Consider the following 16,126-nt stretch of genomic DNA (forward strand, 5'->3'; position numbering starts at 1 on the left):
ATATCATCCCGGCGGTTACTCCGCCAATCCTCCCATTAATTCTGCGATTTCTTCTGCCTCAGTCTGCTTCATGGTCTGAATGACACAGCCTGCATGAACCAGCGCATAATCGCCTACTTTGACATTTACCAGGCCGATATAAGCTTCCACCTGATTGCCCGAGAAATCGATGATTGCCTTGTTGTCACGAATTTCCACAACTTTTCCCGGAATTGCTACACACATATTGATATCCTCATTTCATTATTGTTTTTTGAACATTGCTGCCAGATATGCCTGACCGACACATATGCCTCCGTCACCGGAAGGGATTTTCTCATTGATATATACCTGATATCCCCGCCCGGTCAATCCTGTGATTGTGCGTTCCAACAGAATCCTGTTCTGGAAAGTACCGCCGGACAATACGACCTGCTTAACAGGCTGTGTTTCACAGGTGTCTATGATCCAATCAGCAACTGCATGGATAAAACCGCGCGCAAGCGCTTCTGTTGCAGTCCCATCGATGCGCAGTTTCATCAAATCGCTCAGCCAGTATTCCGGCTTTGCAGACAATTGAACCGCTTCTTTTGTATGCGCCGCACAATTTTCCAGTTCGATCGGGGCCTCGCCCTCATAGGAATTATAATCACAAATTCCAAGAAGGCTGCTCGCCGCATCAAACAGGCGTCCCATCGAAGTCGAGGTGACCGTATGAATTCCCGCTGCGATTGCCTTTTGGACGACCTCATATCGCGCATATTGTTCGCCGAGGAATTCTTTGATCTGTGACTCCATGTCACAATCCTGCAATCTGCCCACATTGGCCAGATAGCCATACAGAATCGTCTGCGCATTGCGCGCACCCTCATCGCCTCCAATCAGCTGAACCGGCGGCAAATGATTGATTCGGGTCATTTGTCTTTCGTCTGCCGACCACAGGAATACTTCACTTCCCCATATGGTTCCGTCCGTACCATAACCTGTTCCGTCAAAAGCAAAACAAATTGCATCCCCTTTGACATCATGCTCCGCCAAAACAGAAGCGGCATGCGCCATATGATGCTGGATTTGTACCATTTTGTTTCCGCGACGTTTCAACAGTCCTTCCATCATTTTCAGATGCTGTACACTGCGATATCCCGGATGTGCATCATGTATGACGGTCGATGGAATGAATTTGAACAGCGCTTTCATATGTTCCATCTGCTTTTGGTATTCTGCAAAGCAAGCCTCATCCGACAAATCTCCCAGATATTGGCTCAAATAGGCGCGATTGTTTCCCGTATAGCAGAATGTTGCTTTTAAATCGCCTCCGACCGCAAGAAAATGTTCCGAAAACGGAACCGTAATCGGATTCGGTACATATCCGCGCGCCCTGCGGATGGTCTGTTCATAATATACCTGATTCGGTTTCTGTCCGATGCTGATTACACGCACAATCGAATCATCAAGCGGTGTCAGGATTGGTCTGTCATGCGTGAGTATCGCAAGATGATCCATCTCCGATGCCTCAAACATTCTGCGAACCTGCTCCTCCTCGAGATAAAGCAGCTCTCCGGAGTGATTCGCACTCGTCATAATGAGCGGTCCGCAATTCTCCAGCAGCATAATCTGAATCGGATTGCATGGCAAAAATGCACCGATATCCGGGCTGTTGCCATAGACATCCGGATGAATTGCTGCCTCTGCATCGTTCATTTCTTTTCGTTTAAGCAATACAATCGGTCTTGCATCATCCAGCAGCAAAGACTCTTCTCTTGTATTGACTTCACAATATTCACGCACATGATTGATATCGCGAAACATCACGGCAAAGGGCTTTTTTTCACGTCCTTTTAATATTCTGAGTGCCGCAACGGCTTCTTTGCAACCTGCGCTGCAAGCCAGATGAAATCCGCCAATATCTTTTACGGCCAGTATTTTGCCCTGCAAAATCCAGTTTCGTGCCGCTTCAATGCAGTCATAGTCATGCGACTCATCCGTAATCCACTGCTTTTGCTGCAGATCCCATCGCATAAAGCTCACCTGTGGTCCACAGTCCCAGCATGCGACTGTCTGTGCATGGCGGCGCCTGTTTGCCTTCATCTCGTATTCTTCACGACACCGGCTGCACATCGGGAATTTTTTCATTGTGATGCGCTCTCTGTCATATGGCAAAGCCTCGATAATCGAATAGCGCGGTCCACATGCTGTACAGCTGATGAAAGGATGGTGATATCTCCGATTCTCCGGATTGCGCAATTCCGCTTCGCAGGTCTGACAGGTCGCCAGATCCGACGGAATGAGCGGATAATCAGAATAATCAATTTTTGCACTTTCCATAATATGGAACAGCTTTCCGTCATCCGGCACTTCAACGATCTCGTCTTCGGTAATATCCCGCGTCTCGATGGATACAACATTTGCACCCAGTGGTGCATTGAATTTCAGTGCATGCAAAAAAACAGCCAAAAACGCATCTTCCGCTGTTGCATGGATGACCACACTTCCGTTTACATTGCGCACCCATCCGCTGATTTGAAATTTTTCGGCCAGTTCGGCCACAAAAGGACGGAAACCGATTCCCTGTACCATCCCTTTTACAATAATTTCTTTCGTTGTCATTGTATCCTCATTCTAACATGCACATCCACACTCTTCAACTCCCAAGACTGCAATTGAAATAAAAGGGGCTGCCCGATGACAGCCCCATTCCCTATTATGATTGTGCCTGTTCAGCAGCTTCCTTTGCCGCTTTTGCAGCAGCAGCTTTTTCCTGAGCAGCCTTGATTGCAGCCTGCTTGGCTGCTTCTTTTCTGGCTTCCTCCTCCGGATCAAACGGTTGCTGTACAACACATACTGCCTTTTCTCCGGCAGGAACCTGATAACCCGGTACCAGGCTTAAACATTTCTTTGGACATTTTTCGACACAATATCCGCACTGGATACAGTCGAAACGATTAATGGTCCACTGATGCTCCGGCTTCTTGACTTCAATCGCTCCCGGAGGACAACTTCTCATGCACATTCCGCACATGATACAATCTTCGATTTGAATTTCCACATGACCTCTTGTACGCTCAGGATATTCCTTTGGTGCAAAAGGATATTGTGTGGTGGCAGGTTTGGAGAAAAGATTCTTCAACACCTGTCCTGCAAAAGGCATAAACTGTCCCATGATCTCTCTCCTTTCCTAGCGCTCTGTACAACTGATACATGGATCAATTGTCAGAATCAACAACGGTACATCTGCATACTGGCATCCCTGAAGGGTTTGTGTCAGTGCCGGCAGATTTGCAAAGGTAGGTGTACGGACACGCATTCTGTCTAAGAATTTCGTTCCGTTGGTACGAGACATGTAAAATGCCTCTCCTCTCGGCTGCTCAATACGTACAATGGATTCGCCTTCCGGAGGATTGCCCTTTACTGCTACATTAATTTCGGTATCCGGGATTTTGCGGATACACTGACGAATGATATCAAATGACTGGAAGATTTCACCGATACGAACCTCACAGCGACCGTAGCTGTCATACTTGTCGGAAGTGATTACTTCAAAATCAATATCGTCATATGCTGCATATCCGGTCTTACGCATATCAACTGCAATTCCGGCAGCTCTTGCCATAGGGCCTGCTGCGCCACGACGGATTGCATCCTCGCCGGTCAGAATTCCGATTCCCTCCAAACGGCTCTTTACTGTATAATCGTCCAGGAATACACGTGTCAGCTTACGAACTTCTTTTTCCATTTCATCAAAACGCTTCTGGAAATTAGCAAGCATTTCTTTGGACATATCTTTCTTTACACCACCGATCTGGTTGACAGAAAAGATCACACGTCCACCTGTTGACTCTTCAAACATATCAAGGATTCCTTCACGGATTCTCCACGACTGCATAAACAAAGACTCAAATCCAAATCCGTCAGCCAGCAATCCAAGCCACAGAAGGTGGCTGTGCAATCTGGACATTTCCATCCAAATGGTTCTCAGATAATCGGCACGGCGCGGCACTTCGACATTCATAATATCTTCGATGGTCATGCAATAGCCCATACCATGTCCGAATGAACAGATACCGCAAATACGCTCTGCCACATAAGCCATTTCCTGGAAATCTTTCTTGGTTACCAGGCTTTCAAGTCCACGATGCACATATCCGATAGAAGGCACGGCTGCGAGAACTTTTTCATCTTCCAATACCAAATCCAGATGGATCGGCTCCGGCAACACCGGATGCTGAGGTCCAAATGGAACAACACTTCTCTTACCCATTACTCATTCGCCTCCTTTTTGAACGGAGTCTGTGCATCAATACGATACAGACGATCCTTCAGATTTGTCTTGATTTCCGAAACATTAAGACCGAAGAGCTCATGCATCTCGTTCTCATAAAAGATTGCCGCATTGTAGACGCGGGAGATACTCGGTACCTCTTCATCTTTGTCGACAATCAGTCGGAAATTTTCAAATTCATATCCGTTTGCAAACGAATAAGTGATTTCATACTGGTCATTTACCATTGCACAGCAAATCTGTACCAGACGCCAAAGTGCATTTTTCTTTTCCATGATTACGGAAAGAAGCTCGACTTTTTCGATTTTAAATAAATAATCATTCATCTTTTCCATGCGTCTTATGCTCCTTTCTCCGTTTTTTCTTCTTTTTTCCAGGTCTTCTGCTTCTCTTTGTAAAGTGCAACAGCCTGAACAACACCGTCAATAATAGACTCCGGTCTTGCAGCACAGCCCGGTACATAGATATCAACCGGGATCACAGTGTCCACACCGCCGAGAATGTTGTAGCACTCTTTGAAAATACCACCGGTGCAGGCGCAGGTTCCGACTGCCAGAACGACCTTCGGATTCGGCATCTGATTATAAATCTGCTTTACCACTTCCGCATTCTGCGAATTGATACCACCGGTTACAAGAAAAATATCCGCATGCATCGGGTTACCGGTGTTGATCACACCGAAACGTTCTACATCATATACAGGTGTGGTGCATGCCAGAACTTCAATATCACAACCATTACAGCTGGATCCATCATAGTGGAGCAGCCAAGGCGATTTTTCGATTTTTGCCATTTTTTATACCTCTCTTAACGATTGATCAGGGTCAGGATAAACAGGTTTAATCCGCCTGCGATAATCGTTACTGACCATGCAAGTTTTAACATCAATTGCCATTTCACACGAGCGGACACGTTGTCAATCAGAATCTCAAGGAAATATACCGCAAGAATTGCAGCGACAGTCCAAAGGATGCTCCATGGATTCGATGTGATAAAGAACAGTCCTACCACACCAAGTAAAAAGACTACCTCATACCACTCTGTGATTGTTGTCATCGCATATTCTTTTCCAACCATCTCTGTTGTCACACCTTTGACAACTTCCTGATGTGCATGATGCGATGTAGAAAGGTCGAATGGGCTCTTGCGGAATTTGATGGTCAAAATGAATACAAATCCCACAAAGAATCCCGGCAAATAGCAAATTGCCGGAATATCCGACTTGATGATTTCATTGACGCTGAAGGTATCGCATGCGAGATAAAATCCAACAGCTGTCAGAAGTACCATTGGCTCATAGGCCATCATCTGCATCATCTCACGGTGTGTTCCCTGCGAACTGAACGGTGAATGTGTCGCAGAAGATGCAAGGATCAAAAACATAACCGCTGTCGATAATGAGAAAAAGCATAACAGCAAATCCAATCCGGCATAAAACAGCACACCGGTCATCACAACCAGAATCATATAGGTCAATACCAGTACCAGCTGCAATCTGTATGCAGATAAGAACTGCTTTCCAAATAACTTTTTAATATCATAAAACGGCTGGAAAATGCTCGGTCCCTTTCTGCCCTGCATACGAGCGGAAATCTTGCGGTCAAAACCGTCAAGCAATCCTGCAATAAACGGTGCCAATACAACATAGCAGACGGCAACAAGAATACGAATTTGTAAATCGGTCATTAGAACGCACCTCCTACTATTGTGCAAAGAAGCACCAGAATAATTAATGTTGAAATGATAACAGAAGGTGTAAAGAGTTTCTTCTCACCGAATACATCTTCCATATACCAGTTGGAAACCTGAAGTTCCTTTGGTTCTCCGACAGAGTCGAGGAATCGGACATTGTCTCCCGCATTGTCTCCACCCATGTACGCCATCACTTCTTTGACGCCTGCATTTCTTGTCAGCAGATAGCAGAAGGTCGGGATTACAAGCAGTGCAACAATCATGATTACCATGACAATGATATTGCCCTGTGAAATAACTGCAGATGCATTGCCATACATCTCACCTGTCAATGGAAGAACCACATATTTTGAAACAAGAGGGAAACATACACAAAGTGCCACAAGTAAAATTGCATGGAAGAACATGGAAATATACTCGTTCGGCTTGGTCAAATCTCTTGACTTGTTCGGGTTTACACCCAAAATCTTTGCAAACCACTTGGTCCAGTAGAACATGGTTGTTGCAGAACCGAATACGACAAACAAGATCATCAATGCGCTTCTCGCATCAACAAATGCCTTTAAAGCAGCCCATTTTGAAACAAGCATACCGAATGGTGCAAGGAACATGCCTGCAATACCAATCATCAAAATAAATGCCAATTTCGGGAATCTCATAATCAGGCCCTGCATATCTTCAATATCACGGCTTCCTGTGGTATTCTCAATCGCACCCACACACTGGAAGAGCATGGATTTTGAAACTGCATGGAAAATAATCAAAAATACTGCTGCCCATACGGTTTCCTGATATCCGGCTCCCGCACACGCAACAATCAGACCAAGGTTTGAAATGGTGGAATATGCAAGTACTTTCTTGCCATCGCTGACTGTAATTGCAAGGCAGCTTGCTGCAAGGAAAGTAAATCCGCCTACCAGATAAACCATCTGTCCTACATAGTTGTTATTCATGACAACAGCCAGACGCAACAACAGATATACGCCGGCTTTAACCATTGTTGCTGAGTGAAGCAACGCAGATGACGGTGTCGGTGCAACCATTGCGCCCAAGAGCCATCCTGAGAACGGGAACTGTGCAGACTTGGTCAATGCAGCGAATGCGAGCATCGCAATCGGAATCAAAGCCCCCCTTGCCGCATTATGCGCACCTGCCAGACTGATGACATCATACAGGTTTGCGGTTCCCTGAACCGTGATTGCATATGCAATTGCAACAGCAATTCCCAGACCGCCGAGCAAGTTCATCCACAATGCCTTGAAGCTGTTATTAATTGCTTCTTCAGATCTGGTATATCCAATTAACAGGAACGAAGTAACACTGGTGATTTCCCAGAAGAAATACAGCCAGATTAAACTCTGTGAAAGTACCAGACCAAACATTGCGCCATAGAACACAAAAATCATGGCCAGGAAAAAGCTTCTTCTGTCCGTTAATTCCTTGTGGTGATGAATGTGATATCCATGCATATAACCGACTGCATAAATTCCGATTGCCACACCGATGATACCGATGATCAGAATCATGATAAATGTAAGCCAGTCCATATGAATGACAGCCTTCTCTTCTACTTCCGGTCCGAACAATTCAATTCCGGCTACGAGAAGCGTCTGTATAATGGATAAGAAACTGATGATACCCTTCTTCCATTTGAAGGATAAATAGATAATGAGAAACATCAAAAGGAAGTCTCCCACGAGAATGATTTTGTCAAACACTTCTGTGTATGGCAAATTAAAGTCCATCGCCTTGCCTCCGGCCATGGCCCATTTTACGGCAGTAAATACAGACAATGCCATGACAATGGCACCGCACAAATATACGACCGCAGCTCTTGCCTTACTGTTTTTGATAATAGCCGGTAAAACAGCCATTACAAACGGCAGACAAATTAAAATTGTTACCAATTTGTCCATAGATTTGAATCCCTCCTGGTTAATATATTATAAGCTCTCAAACCACCCTATAATATATCAAATCCATTCAGGTTTGTTAATCTTTTGTCAAATTGTTTCTGATTTAGTACATTACTTTTTTGTCACTATTCAATTTCAATTGTTTCGATATAAAAATCCTTGAAAATATTCAGCTTCAGATGCTCACTTTTACAGTAGGGACAGACGTCCTTGAATTCCTGTCTCGTGAACTCCCGCCCGCAGTCTTTACAGATGACGGTCGTATGCACATAATTTGCAACAATCTTACAATCCTTTGCAATGGTATCCTCCGCGAGCATCGAAAAATATTCCTGAATAATTTCCGCAACATAATCGCAGTTATCTCCCATTTTGAGTGTGATTGTCTTAATCTTATTGGCATTTTGTTTTTCAGCCTCTGCCATAGCCGTTTTAAAAATACCCTTGGTCACTGGCAGCTCATGCATTCTTTCCAGCCTCCCTCTATCCTTTGGTCATTCCCTGCACAATTCGCTCTCTGTAAGCAGTTTTTCCCAGGTAAAATTATTGGAAACCGCATATCCTGCTGCTTCCGCAATCTTTTGCAATTGATTCTCATCCTCGAGATATTCCGCAATCACACGCGGCAATTCCGACAAATGCTGCAGATCATACAAAATCAAATCTCTGTCATCCGTAAAATTCTCCCGAATATAATCCGTCGCGTCCGTCACGCATACCGCGCCATGCGACATCGCGGTCAATACCCGGTCATGCATTCCATCTTTAAAATGCGGCATCACATTCAGCAGGATTTTGGCATCATAGGTCATTTCGAGCGCAGCCTCATAATCCTTTGCCGGCAAAATGATCAGATACTGGTTGTTCGGATCATCAAATTCCTGCCATCCGCCTCCGCAGACCGTAACAGGAATATGCGCTTCGAGCAGTGCCCGAATCACACGGTCCCTCACATATGCACAGATAAATGTATCTGCCAGAAAATGACGATGCACATATTCTGCCATCTCATCATCCGGGATGGTCAGATGCATTTGCTCCTGCGCATATTGCTTCAGTGCATCCGGCAGTTCGAGTGTATAATCATCACGCATTTTTTCATAGAGCCAAATCAATTCCTGTTTTAGTTCCGGTGGCATGACCGCCATCTTTGCGGTTGCCCAGTTTGTGGAAGTATAAGTCCCCGGAAAAAAGACTGCAATATTGCGTCCTCGAATCGGTTTGATTTTCTTTGGGTCTCCTGGCATGCTTCCGACCGGAAGAAAAATCGCCTCACGAATATGCGGATAATAGGTGCGCACATATTCCACATGTTTTCTGTCAATGCAAATCACATTTTGCTCCACATTCGTTACAGAAAGCACTTTGTGATGGTGCAGCGGATGTTCGAGCAGATAATTATAAAACCGACCCTTCAGGTGCGAAAGCACCGGGCTTCCATCATCCATCTTCATCAATGGCAAATTCGAATTGAAATCGATAATCCTGTCATATTCTTTATCAAAGTAAGGAATAAAACGCTCCGGCTTGTCGAAACTGGTCAGACTGTCTACCTGATGTCCCAGATTTCGCAATGCCTCGGCCATAGTATCCGTAAAAAATTCAAGCGAATTATAGCAGATTGGTTTCGAATAGATGATTAGAAATTTCATGCCCGCACCCTCCAAAGTTATGCGCTTTTATTTCCGATGTCTACAAGTTCTCTGATAATACGGATTGCCGTGTCTTTACATTCATAGTCCACTCCGACAACCAATTTTTTGTTGCTGTTCATTTGTCTCATAATATGAGGATATACACCGTTAAACATCAATGATGTCATGAAATATCCCACTCTTCGGCTGGTAAATGTGATTCCTTCCACACAAAGCAGGAGGAATTCATTATCCAAAATCACATTTGTGCCTTTCAGTTCTTTGCCGACCGCCCACAAAAATTGCGGAATACGACTACGATATTCCTGCAATATCGTGACACTGATCCAGTCAATATTGATTGCAATGCATTCACACGGCACCCCAGCTTCCTCAAGCAAAGCAAAAATGCGGATAATCACCTTCGCATTCTTGGCAATCTTCTCGCGTTCAATCTTGACACTGAACACAGGTAACTCTCTAATTCTCATCTCTCTGATAACCTATCCTTACATCATAATTTTGAGTAAAAATATATGTATCAAATTATATCACAAACTAATCCCTGTTCCCACTATTTTTCGGGATGTTTCAAAAACTCGATGATAACAGGATAATTCTCCGGCTCGTGCGGGAACGTGCAGTCGGTACAATTTTTGATTGCAACGCCATCCTTTTCAATCCATGTATGGGTTCCGGGACAATGCTTCCGACTGTACAAAGGACAATAACAAAACAGACAATTCAAATGATCTATCCCTTTGTGACATGGATAATATTCACATTCCCGATTTTCAAAAAAGCGATACGAATTTTTCATGATATTGCTCCATTTGCTCAACAAAATAATCAACCAGTTCCGGACATGACGGATAATAAAGATGCGGGAATCCCCAGATATGATTCTTTGCGATATGCATGCATGGCCAGGTTCGTTTTCCAACCGGTTTCTTTGCAACCGCATCCTCCCCATTGTTCGTGCTGTCATAATAATGGAATTCATGTCCTTTGACCGTGCCGAAGCGGTTGTTTCGATCAGAGATTTCCACATAGCCGAACCGACACAATTTCCCGGTGTTAAATACGGTTCCGTCTATCGCACCGACCATCGGATATTCCGTTCCATCCATATCCCGCAAAAACCGGTGCAGATACATAAAACCACCACACTCCGCCATCGAAGGCAATCCACGCTCAATTGCGGATTGAATTGAATCGCACATTGCGCGATTCTCCGATAATGCTTTTGCATACAATTCCGGATATCCGCCTCCGAGCAGCAGACCGTCACATTTTGGCAGAGAAGAATCATGCAATGGCGAAAATTCAACCGGCTTAATATTCTTCTGTTCCAGCTCTTTCAGATTCTGCTTGTAATAAAAGCAGAATGCCTCATCCCTTGCAACCGCAAGAGTAAGTGGTTTTCCACCTGTACTATTTTTTGTCGCAATTATTTTTCCTAATACAGGTTCTTTCGCATACGGAAGGAAATTGATACGATCCCGCATTTCTTCCGCCAGTTGGTCCAGCTGCAATTGCAACAGCTGAATTTCATCCGGCAGCTGCAGTCCGAGATGACGGCTTTCGATTTTCAGATCCGGCAATACAGGCAGGTATCCACATACCGGAATTCCCACTTCCTCCTCAATCAGCGGCTTCATCAGTTCATAAAATGATTTTGAAGTCCGATTCAGAATGATACCTGAGATCAAATGCATGCGGTCTTCTGCGCAAATCCCTTTTAGAATCGAAATCATCGTCCGTCCCATTCCGCGTGCATCAAGCACCAGCAGAATCGGAATATGGAACATTTTTGCCAGATGATAGGACGAACCTTCCTCCTTTATGCCACCAAGTCCGTCATACAGTCCCATGACACCTTCAATCAAACCATATGCTTCCTCGTGACCAGACAGAATCGCAGCGATTTGCTCCGGAGTCTGCAAATAGGTATCAAGATTTTCGGAATCCACCCCCAGAACTTTCCGATGAAACATCGGATCAATATAATCAGGCCCGCACTTAAATGCGGCAACCCCTTTTTCTTTTAACAGTTTCAGCATGCCGCAGGTGATCATGGTCTTCCCGCTCCCACTCGCAGGTGCTGCAATCATGAAAAGTTTCATTTCGATTCCTCTTGTCTGCCGGGACCAAGTATCGCAATATAAATCGGATTCTGTGCCTGCATCAGCGTATACTGTCCGGCCTGCATATTTTTGGAAACCGATACCTGAATCAACTCGGCTTCTTTGTCCTTATACCGCTTTAATACTTCCGTCATCTCACTGACAGTCTCTATGGTGACAGCCGTAATTACAATTCTTATATCAGGATTTCTTTTTAATAATAAATCTATGATTTCCCGAAGTCTGCCGGCGCTTCCACCAATAAATGCATGGGTTGGAACCGGTAAATTTTCCAACCGATCCGGAGCCTGTGCCTCCACAATTGTCACATTTTCTGCATGCAACAATGCAGCATTTTTTTGAATCAGTTCCACAGCTTCCGGTTTTTGTTCCACAGCAAAGACACGAATACTCTCATGCTGTTTTGCAATTTCGATTGCGACAGAGCCGGTTCCCGCACCGATATCATATACCACGGAATGCTCCTGCAATTCTAATCTTGCAACACATAAATGTCGAATATCCGCCTTGGTCATCGGCACCTTGTCCCGTATAAATGCATCATCTGCCAGACAGATACTTAAATTCTGCTTCGGCGAAGGATTATGAACATATGCCAGACAAAGTCCGCTCGGAGAAATCTCCAGATTCTTTGCCAAACATGTTTCCACAGACTGATCCGGATAAGACAGACGGCTTCCGACCGTCACTTCACAATCACCCAGGCCGTATCCGTTCAAAAGTGCTCCCAGACGTGCCACATCTTCTCCGGCAGATAACAAAACATAAGTATCCGCATGGCGGGCAATCACTGCAGCCAGATGTCCCGGGTAATCCGGATCATCGGCTTTTCCGTGCCAACTCTCCAATTGCGCACATGAATACGGCTTTGCAATCTGTGCCGCAAAATAGGAAATGCTTGAGATTCCGGGCAACAGCTCAAGATTCATTCCACAGCAATCCCACTTTATTAATTCTTTATATAACTTTGTGCATCCGCTGTAAAATCCGCTGTCTCCGGATAATAGAATCACAATGTTTGCACCAGGATGATGCAGCAGATAGGATTCCAAATACGGGATGATATCCTTTGCCAGATAATAAGGCATCATCATTGCTTCCGTACAGCCGGCGGCATCATCCAGCAGTCGCTTCGCGCCCAGCACCAAATCCGCATTTTTCAACGCGGTTTTGCAGGCGCAGGTCATCATCTGTACATCTCCCGGCCCCAGTCCGCACAGACTGATATGAAACGGAATCGTCACATCTCCGGCATAAGTCCGGATTGCTTCTCCCACCGAAATGCCGGTCTCTTTCATTGGCCGTCCGATGACAAAGACTTTACATCCGCATTCCTTTGCGGCCATTACTTTTTCCTCAAAACCACCATTTCTGCCACTGTCTTTTGTCACCAGACATGCGATGTCATACTGTTGCAGCATCGCATGATTCATTTCATAGGAAAACGGGCCAAACATTGCAATGATCTGCCTGCCCGACAATCCGGCATTTTCGCACAGTTGCAGACTTTCTTCCACCGGAAGTACGCGCGCAATCAAGCGGCTACGCACCGCCTCGTCCTCTGCAAAAATGTGCAAATCCTTGCTTCCGGTTGTCAGCAAAATTTTTCCTTCAACCTGCTTCATCGCCTTTGCACATTCCTGCACGGTTTCAAAATAAACCAGGTCCTCATCCGCCTCATCATGCAGCTTTGATTCACGCACAATGCGCTGATAATCACATCCGCACTTTTCGGAAGCTTCACGTATATTTTTTGTCACTTCGCAGGCATAAGGATGTGTCGCATCCAGCACAACCTGAACCTGCTCTTTTACAAACAAATCTTCCATTTCACAGGCCTTTAGCCGTCGACTGATGATTCTGCGATGTTTTCCAGACGCCATCACCTCGCGGCCGACATGGGTCGCCACACAGACAATATGTGCGATTCCCGCATGCTCAAACACATCTGAAATTGTCTTTCCTTCCGTTGTTCCGGCAAAAATAATATACTTAGTCAATATGATATCCTCTCGGTGTCACCAGATGATTTCCCATGATTTTGGTCTGCGAATTGCCTATAAATACCGTTGTGAACATATTCACCTTCCTGCTGCGCAATTCCACAAGCGTACAGACAGAGGCTTTCGTCCCGTCTCTTCCGATATTTTCCACATATCCGCAGGCATTGGATTCCTTCCTGTATTCGAGCAAAATCTCGCAAGCCCATTGCAAATAATCATTTCGTTTATGGCTCGAAGGGTTATAGATTGCAATGGCAAAATCTCCCTGTGCAGCTGCGCGCAGACGTGCTTCAATGACAGAACGCGGAGTCAACAGGTCACTTAGACTGATCACACAAAAATCGTGATTCAGCGGTGCCCCAAGAATCGCAGCGCCGCTTGTAGCTGCCGTAATTCCCGGCACCACTTCAACTCCGACATCCGGATACTTGGATTGCAGATCCAGCAGCAGCGTCGCCATGCCGTAAACGCCTGCATCGCCACTGCATACCATTGCTACACATTTTCCTTTTTGCGCTTCTTCAAAACAAATTTCGCAGCGTCGCATTTCCTGACGCATTGGGGTCGATATCGTTTCTTTCTTTGCAAAACGTGCCCCAAGCAACTCCAGATAAACGGAATAGCCCACGATGGTATCCGCCTGTTCCAGTGCAGACAGTGCCTGCTGCGTCATCTGTATCTCTGCGCCCGGCCCCATTCCGACGACATAAACCAGATTTCTGACAGGCGCTTTCTTTTTCACTCCTGCCGGACTTGCAATTGCAACAGTCACCCCGTCGCATGCAGTCTTTTGTACCAGAAGTGATGCTCCGTCCCCTGCCGCTGCAATTGCAGCACGTTCACAGACATTGTCAGTTCCTGTCGTATTTTTTACAAAATCAGAAGACGAAAAATGTCCCTGTATCCCATTCAATATTTCTGCATCAAATGTCAAAAACGGAAGTTTGTGCACTTGCGAGAAGCGAATCAGCCCCGGTTCCTCCGCTTTTAAATCAATGGATGCGATTGCTCCGATTCTGCTTTCATCAATCTGATGCTCTTTCAAAACAGATTGCACGGCAGATTCAATTTCTTCAAACGATTTGCCTTTCTTGCATCCAATCCCAACCGCATAATCACGCGGGCACAGTGCCAGTGTTCCATGCCGGTATTTGGCAGAATCGCGTGTCACAACCACATCCGCAGATGCCGCCTTGAAATGTTCCACCATTAACCGGATTGGCTTCCCTTCAATGGCTTTTGCGGAAACACTGCGAATCCCTTCTCGGTTCATGATGCTCAAATTCTGCTCTTTTGCAAACAAATCAGCAGAAAAGGCATCATTGCAGTCTGTTGATGTGGTGATGACCGGTGTTGCAGACATTGCTTGTGCAATGGTAAGGGCGAGTTCATTTGCGCCTCCCATATGTCCGGATAAAAGCGGAACAACAAATTTTCCTGCATCATCCATTCCGACAACAGGGACATCCGTCAACTTATCCTTCACGCAACTGGCAATTGCCCGCATTGCAATTCCGATTGCGCATATGAAAACAAGCGCATGCCCGTTTTCAAATGCCTCCCTTGATTTTGTATAAATGTCCTCCGCATCTTTGTAATAAAGATGCCACTTCACCTCTTCATCCGCACATTTGCTGATGGATGTCATCATTTGATATGCAAGTTTTTCACCGTGTTCCGTAAAAGTTAAAACATCAATAAACATCTACTCTTTTGCCTTTCGATATTTTGTCGAAAAATCTGCCGCATACAGACATGATTTTTGATAGCCCTGCTGCGCGATTACCGGACCAACCAAGACCAGTGCCGTCTTCGTAATCTGATGGATCCTTGCCACTTCCGGTAAATCCCGAAGTGGGCAAATATATTTTTCTTCATCCGGCCATGTGGCCTTGTAAACAATTGCCGCAGGTGTCTTCGCATCATAGCCTCCTGCAATCAGCCGCTCTGTCAATTCATCCAGCATCCCCGCACTCAAATAGATTGCCATCGTAGACTGATGTGCCGCGAATTGCTCAATCTGTTCCTTTGGCGGAACTTTTGTGCATCCCTCCATCCGTGTCAAAATCAGAGACTGCGAGACATCCGGCAAAGTATATTCCAGATTTAATGATGATGCCGCACCGAAGGCTGCGCTGACACCCGGACAGGTCTCAAACGGGATTTCAGCCTCGATTAACGCATCCATCTGCTCACGAATCGCGCCATAGATGCTTGGATCACCGGTATGCAGACGAATGACACATTTGCCCTTTTTCGCTGCCGGAATCATCACATCCATGACCTCTTCCAATGTCATGGTCGCACTGTTATAAATTTTGCATTCCTCTTTGGCATATTCGAGAAGCTGCGGATTGACCAATGAGCCGGCATAAACAATCAGATCCGCGCGTGCAATCAAATCTCTGCCACGCACCGTAATCAGATCAACCGCCCCCGGTCCTGCTCCGACAAAATATACCATACCCTGCTCGTT

At 45.5% G+C, this 16,126-nt stretch carries 16 protein-coding genes and 1 pseudogene; all 17 read right to left on the reverse strand.

Annotation, left to right across the window (positions count from 1 at the left end; genetic code table 11):
• Positions 1-15: 15 nt before the first annotated feature.
• Entirely contained in the window at positions 16-225 is a 210-nt protein-coding gene (locus CSX02_RS07080; protein WP_031543859.1) for a HypC/HybG/HupF family hydrogenase formation chaperone, read from the reverse strand.
• A gap of 18 nt (positions 226-243) precedes the next feature.
• Positions 244-2,586, reverse strand: a complete 2,343-nt coding sequence (gene hypF, locus CSX02_RS07085; protein ID WP_099386158.1) for a carbamoyltransferase HypF — start codon at positions 2,584-2,586, stop codon at positions 244-246.
• 94 nt (positions 2,587-2,680) lie between these two features.
• Positions 2,681-3,139, reverse strand: coding sequence for a 4Fe-4S dicluster domain-containing protein (locus CSX02_RS07090; protein ID WP_031543862.1), 459 nt, complete (start codon positions 3,137-3,139; stop codon positions 2,681-2,683).
• A 15-nt stretch (positions 3,140-3,154) separates the two neighbouring features.
• Positions 3,155-4,237 (reverse strand): hydrogenase large subunit, encoded by a 1,083-nt coding sequence (locus tag CSX02_RS07095; protein ID WP_099386159.1) that lies wholly within the window; start codon positions 4,235-4,237, stop codon positions 3,155-3,157.
• Positions 4,237-4,593 (reverse strand): NADH-quinone oxidoreductase subunit C, encoded by a 357-nt coding sequence (locus CSX02_RS07100; RefSeq protein WP_051637921.1) that lies wholly within the window; start codon positions 4,591-4,593, stop codon positions 4,237-4,239. Before CSX02_RS07100 ends, CSX02_RS07095 begins: the two co-directional genes overlap by 1 nt.
• 5 nt (positions 4,594-4,598) lie before the next feature.
• Positions 4,599-5,051, reverse strand: coding sequence for an NADH-quinone oxidoreductase subunit B family protein (locus CSX02_RS07105; protein ID WP_031543866.1), 453 nt, complete (start codon positions 5,049-5,051; stop codon positions 4,599-4,601).
• A 14-nt stretch (positions 5,052-5,065) separates the two neighbouring features.
• Positions 5,066-5,944, reverse strand: coding sequence for a complex I subunit 1 family protein (locus CSX02_RS07110; RefSeq protein ID WP_031543867.1), 879 nt, complete (start codon positions 5,942-5,944; stop codon positions 5,066-5,068).
• A complete protein-coding gene (locus CSX02_RS07115) occupies positions 5,944-7,866 on the reverse strand; it encodes an NADH-quinone oxidoreductase subunit 5 family protein (protein WP_099386160.1) in 1,923 nt (640 codons plus the stop codon). Before CSX02_RS07115 ends, CSX02_RS07110 begins: the two co-directional genes overlap by 1 nt.
• 125 nt (positions 7,867-7,991) lie before the next feature.
• Complete coding sequence (locus tag CSX02_RS07120; protein ID WP_031543869.1) at positions 7,992-8,333, reverse strand: hydrogenase maturation nickel metallochaperone HypA/HybF; 342 nt, start codon at positions 8,331-8,333, stop codon at positions 7,992-7,994.
• Between the two features lie 27 nt (positions 8,334-8,360).
• Positions 8,361-9,518: a glycosyltransferase family protein gene (locus CSX02_RS07125; RefSeq protein ID WP_099386161.1), complete on the reverse strand. Its 1,158-nt coding sequence runs from the start codon at positions 9,516-9,518 to the stop codon at positions 8,361-8,363.
• Positions 9,519-9,535: 17 nt separating this feature from the next.
• A complete protein-coding gene (locus CSX02_RS07130) occupies positions 9,536-9,991 on the reverse strand; it encodes a hypothetical protein (RefSeq protein WP_143248156.1) in 456 nt (151 codons plus the stop codon).
• An 83-nt stretch (positions 9,992-10,074) separates the two neighbouring features.
• Entirely contained in the window at positions 10,075-10,320 is a 246-nt protein-coding gene (locus tag CSX02_RS14120) for a cysteine-rich small domain-containing protein (protein ID WP_099386163.1), read from the reverse strand.
• A complete protein-coding gene (locus CSX02_RS07140) occupies positions 10,295-11,626 on the reverse strand; it encodes a cobyrinate a,c-diamide synthase (protein WP_099386164.1) in 1,332 nt (443 codons plus the stop codon). Before CSX02_RS07140 ends, CSX02_RS14120 begins: the two co-directional genes overlap by 26 nt.
• Complete coding sequence (cobK, locus tag CSX02_RS07145) at positions 11,623-13,647, reverse strand: precorrin-6A reductase (protein WP_099386165.1); 2,025 nt, start codon at positions 13,645-13,647, stop codon at positions 11,623-11,625. The genes CSX02_RS07140 and cobK overlap by 4 nt, the downstream gene beginning before the upstream one ends.
• On the reverse strand, positions 13,640-14,392 hold the full coding sequence (cobJ, locus tag CSX02_RS14125; RefSeq protein ID WP_272757693.1) for a precorrin-3B C(17)-methyltransferase: 753 nt from the start codon (positions 14,390-14,392) through the stop codon (positions 13,640-13,642). The genes cobK and cobJ overlap by 8 nt, the downstream gene beginning before the upstream one ends.
• A gap of 24 nt (positions 14,393-14,416) precedes the next feature.
• Positions 14,417-15,355, reverse strand: a pseudogene (locus CSX02_RS14130) (cobalt-precorrin 5A hydrolase); the annotation flags it as partial.
• Positions 15,356-16,114 carry a precorrin-4 C(11)-methyltransferase gene (cobM, locus tag CSX02_RS07155; protein ID WP_099386176.1) on the reverse strand — a complete coding sequence of 253 codons (759 nt, stop codon included), beginning with the start codon at positions 16,112-16,114 and terminating at the stop codon, positions 15,356-15,358. It lies immediately after the preceding pseudogene.
• Positions 16,115-16,126: the final 12 nt, after the last annotated feature.

Source organism: Agathobacter ruminis, assembly GCF_002735305.1.
GTDB lineage: Bacteria > Bacillota > Clostridia > Lachnospirales > Lachnospiraceae > Roseburia > Roseburia ruminis.

Coding starts and splice junctions, on each gene's coding strand:
- CSX02_RS07080 (WP_031543859.1), bottom strand. CDS start 225: ATGTGTGTAGCAATTCCGGGAAAAGTTGTGGAAATTCGTGACAACAAG.
- hypF (WP_099386158.1), bottom strand. CDS start 2,586: ATGACAACGAAAGAAATTATTGTAAAAGGGATGGTACAGGGAATCGGT.
- CSX02_RS07090 (WP_031543862.1), bottom strand. CDS start 3,139: ATGGGACAGTTTATGCCTTTTGCAGGACAGGTGTTGAAGAATCTTTTC.
- CSX02_RS07095 (WP_099386159.1), bottom strand. CDS start 4,237: ATGGGTAAGAGAAGTGTTGTTCCATTTGGACCTCAGCATCCGGTGTTG.
- CSX02_RS07100 (WP_051637921.1), bottom strand. CDS start 4,593: ATGGAAAAGATGAATGATTATTTATTTAAAATCGAAAAAGTCGAGCTT.
- CSX02_RS07105 (WP_031543866.1), bottom strand. CDS start 5,051: ATGGCAAAAATCGAAAAATCGCCTTGGCTGCTCCACTATGATGGATCC.
- CSX02_RS07110 (WP_031543867.1), bottom strand. CDS start 5,944: ATGACCGATTTACAAATTCGTATTCTTGTTGCCGTCTGCTATGTTGTA.
- CSX02_RS07115 (WP_099386160.1), bottom strand. CDS start 7,866: ATGGACAAATTGGTAACAATTTTAATTTGTCTGCCGTTTGTAATGGCT.
- CSX02_RS07120 (WP_031543869.1), bottom strand. CDS start 8,333: ATGCATGAGCTGCCAGTGACCAAGGGTATTTTTAAAACGGCTATGGCA.
- CSX02_RS07125 (WP_099386161.1), bottom strand. CDS start 9,518: ATGAAATTTCTAATCATCTATTCGAAACCAATCTGCTATAATTCGCTT.
- CSX02_RS07130 (WP_143248156.1), bottom strand. CDS start 9,991: ATGAGAATTAGAGAGTTACCTGTGTTCAGTGTCAAGATTGAACGCGAG.
- CSX02_RS14120 (WP_099386163.1), bottom strand. CDS start 10,320: ATGAAAAATTCGTATCGCTTTTTTGAAAATCGGGAATGTGAATATTAT.
- CSX02_RS07140 (WP_099386164.1), bottom strand. CDS start 11,626: ATGAAACTTTTCATGATTGCAGCACCTGCGAGTGGGAGCGGGAAGACC.
- cobM (WP_099386176.1), bottom strand. CDS start 16,114: ATGGTATATTTTGTCGGAGCAGGACCGGGGGCGGTTGATCTGATTACG.